This is a genomic window from Falsiroseomonas oryziterrae (genome assembly GCF_021864505.1).
Taxonomy (GTDB): domain Bacteria; phylum Pseudomonadota; class Alphaproteobacteria; order Acetobacterales; family Acetobacteraceae; genus Falsiroseomonas; species Falsiroseomonas oryziterrae.
Window position 1 is genome coordinate 1 of record NZ_JAKJIB010000672.1, and the last position, 718, is coordinate 718.

Sequence of the window (718 nt, forward strand, 5' to 3'; positions counted from 1 at the left end):
GGCGTGTGCTGTCCCGATCAGGGCCCGCACTGGCGCGCCTGCGCGAGCCCGCGGGGGCGGAGGTCGCCCTCCAGCATGGCCGCCTCGCGCCCTGGCTCGCAGTCGCGCTCGGCGGCGGCGTCCTGGCCTATTTCGCGATGCCGGAGGAGCCGGGCACCGGCGCGGCCTGGCTGGTTCCCCCGCTCGCCGCCGTGGCGTTCTGGCTGGCGCGCCGCGCGCCACTCGCGGGCTGGGCCCTCGGCCTGGTCGCCGCGGCGCTGCTCGGCTTCGGCGTCGCCACCTGGCATGCCGCGCGCGCCCCGCTGCCGCTCGAATTGCCGCGCACCGCGGTCATGCTCACCGGCACCGTCGTGGAGGTGGAGGTCCTGCCGGAGGGGCGCCGCGTGACGATCGCGGAGGCGCGCATCGGGGATGGCGAGGCGCTGCCGCGCCGGCTGCGCATCCGGCTGCGCGCCAATGATCCTGCGCGACCGATGCCGGGCGACACGCTGCACCTGCGCGCGCTGCTGCGCGAGCCGCCGCCGCCCATCGCACCCGGTGCCTGGGACTTCCAGCGTGCCGCCTATTTCTCCGGCCTGGGCGGGTCCGGCACCGCGCTCGGGCCGGTCACGGTGATCGCGGCGGCCGACAGCCTGCCCGGCTTCGCGGCGCTGCGCACGACGCTCGAGGCGCGGGTCGAGGCGGCGATCCCCGGCCCGGCGGGCGCGGTCGCGGCCGC

General features: G+C 78.7%; 1 protein-coding gene. It reads left to right on the top strand.

Annotation, left to right across the window (positions count from 1 at the left end; genetic code table 11):
• On the top strand, nucleotides 1-718 hold a 718-nt coding region (locus tag L2I40_RS24015; RefSeq protein WP_237217852.1), incomplete at both ends, for a DUF4131 domain-containing protein.